The sequence below is a fragment of the Muribacter muris genome, assembly GCF_004569585.1.
In the GTDB taxonomy this organism is placed as follows: domain Bacteria; phylum Pseudomonadota; class Gammaproteobacteria; order Enterobacterales; family Pasteurellaceae; genus Muribacter; species Muribacter muris.
Window position 1 is genome coordinate 1 of sequence record NZ_SPPA01000060.1, and the last position, 1,984, is coordinate 1,984.

The 1,984-nt window shown below is 40.7% G+C and carries 2 protein-coding genes; both read right to left on the reverse strand.

Features of this window, described 5'->3' with window-relative positions; all coding sequences use genetic code 11:
* Positions 1–61: 61 nt before the first annotated feature.
* Positions 62–787 (reverse strand): IS21-like element helper ATPase IstB, encoded by a 726-nt coding sequence (gene istB, locus E4T80_RS12560; RefSeq protein WP_018355665.1) that lies wholly within the window; start codon positions 785–787, stop codon positions 62–64.
* 19 nt (positions 788–806) lie between these two features.
* The coding region (istA, locus tag E4T80_RS12565; RefSeq protein WP_135058696.1) for an IS21 family transposase at positions 807–1,984 on the reverse strand (1,178 nt) is incomplete at its 5' end.

Below are 1,984 nucleotides of genomic sequence, written 5' to 3' on the forward strand. Positions count from 1 at the left end.
CAATGATCTTCCAAAATTGAACCACAAAGATCCTTTAAAAGTGATCCACTTTTATTATTTCTTAATTACGATGTTTAAATCGATAAGATTCATTACCCGTTTCTAAAATATGGCAATGGTGAATTAACCTATCTAAAAGTGCATTTGTCATTTTTGCCTCAGTAAATAGGGTGCCCCACTCTGAAAACTCAAGGTTTGTCGTAATGATAACACTGGTATTTTCATGAAGTTGACTCATTAAATGAAACAGTAATGCCCCACCTTTTTGACTAAAGGGTAAGTAGCCTAGCTCATCCAAAATGATGACATCTTGGCGGACCATCTGAGGGACAAGCTTAAATTGTTTCATTTGATTATCCAGCTCAAGCTGATTCACCAAATCCAATACGTTCCAAAATCGTACTTTATAGCCTTGTTCTGCAGCTTGGATGCCAAATGCCGTCGCTAAGTGCGTTTTTCCTGTACCTGGACCACCCACTAAAATAATATTACGCTTGGCTTTAATATATTCACCATCCAGCAAAAGTTGAAAGCGGGCTTCATCTAAAAGGCTTTGCTTAAAATCAAATTCAGCAAAGGTTCTTTGTTGGGGAAACTTAGCACGTTTAATCCGCCCTAAAGTTTGGTTAATGCTTCGTTGTGTGATTTCAACATTTAGTAAACGTGCGAGAATATCGAGCGTCGGGCGTTTGCGTCGAACACCTTCAATCACGATATCGTCAAATTCATTTGCCATTGTTGTTAATTTAAGCTGTTGTAGTAATGCAATATAGTCTTGTCTTTCCATTATTATCTCCTTGTCTGTTTTATTTTAGTGAAGGAAAGGTAGTGGTTCTTCGATATTGAAGGAGTTGGTCAAATTGACTGAGATTTGCTTTAGGCGGACAACGCAGCGCAACGTGTCGACTCTCTATTTTAGGGACTGTTGGTTCAGTCAATCTTAAGATAATATTCAGTACAGCTTCAACAGTAGGTAATCCTTGTTCTAATGCGAGCTCTGCGGCAGTCACGCCGACTTCTTCGCCAAAATCCGCAATTAAACTCAGAAGCTTAACCATCGCCTTGTCACCGCGAGGTTGTTTGAGTAAGTGATGTTGAAGGGTTTTAATAGCAGGAGGAAGTACCCAGCCTTGAAAGGGCTCACCATGTCGTAATGCCCCCGGTTTTTTCTTTAAGGCGGACAAATAATGAAGGGGATTATAACTGGTTCCTCCTTTGATAAATTGTCTCGGGTGGCGAGCAACAATTTGGTTCTGATAAACAAGCACTATCTCTTGTGCACCTATTTGAGCTATCACTTCCTTTCCACATAAATGGCAGGGTACACTATATCGGTGGGTATCAAAGAGAATCAACGCAGAGGTATTAACGAGTAAGCGAGTGGTGCGATAACCTAAATAGGGTTTAAAAGGAGAGAGTTTTTCACGTTCTTTTTCCAACCGTTGAGCCACCGTCTGTTGTTTATCTTCAACCCAGGATTGAGTTTGAATCTGCCTTATGCACCAATCTCTTAAATAATCATTTAACGGCTCAAGGGAAGAGAAAGCCAATAAAGGGCGGAAAAGCCGCTTACGGAGTGTTTGAACTTGTCGCTCGACTTGACCTTTCTCCCAACCTGAGGCCGGTGTACAAGCAACAGGCTCAATGAGAAAATGGTTCATCATTGCCAAAAATCCCTCATTAAATGACCGCTCTTTGCCTCGTTTTATCTGTTTGACAATGGTTTTAGGGTTATCATAAATTCCCCGAGAGGGGACACCTCCAAAATAAGTAAAGGCGTGATTATGTGCATCGATAAGCATTTCTAAGGTTTGTCTAAAATAAGCTCGGACATAATAAGCACGAGAATGACAAAGACGAAAATGCGCGATATTTACCGTCGTTTCAACCCCATTTAACACCACTTTCTCAATACTCCAATCAAATTGATAAGACTCACCGAGTGGAAATTTTTGAGGAATAAAAACAGCCGTAGCGGGTGGGG

Bases quoted from the DNA above. Each gene is read 5' to 3' on its own strand.
- istB (WP_018355665.1), bottom strand. From the start codon at position 787: ATGGAAAGACAAGACTATATTGCATTACTACAACAGCTTAAATTAACA.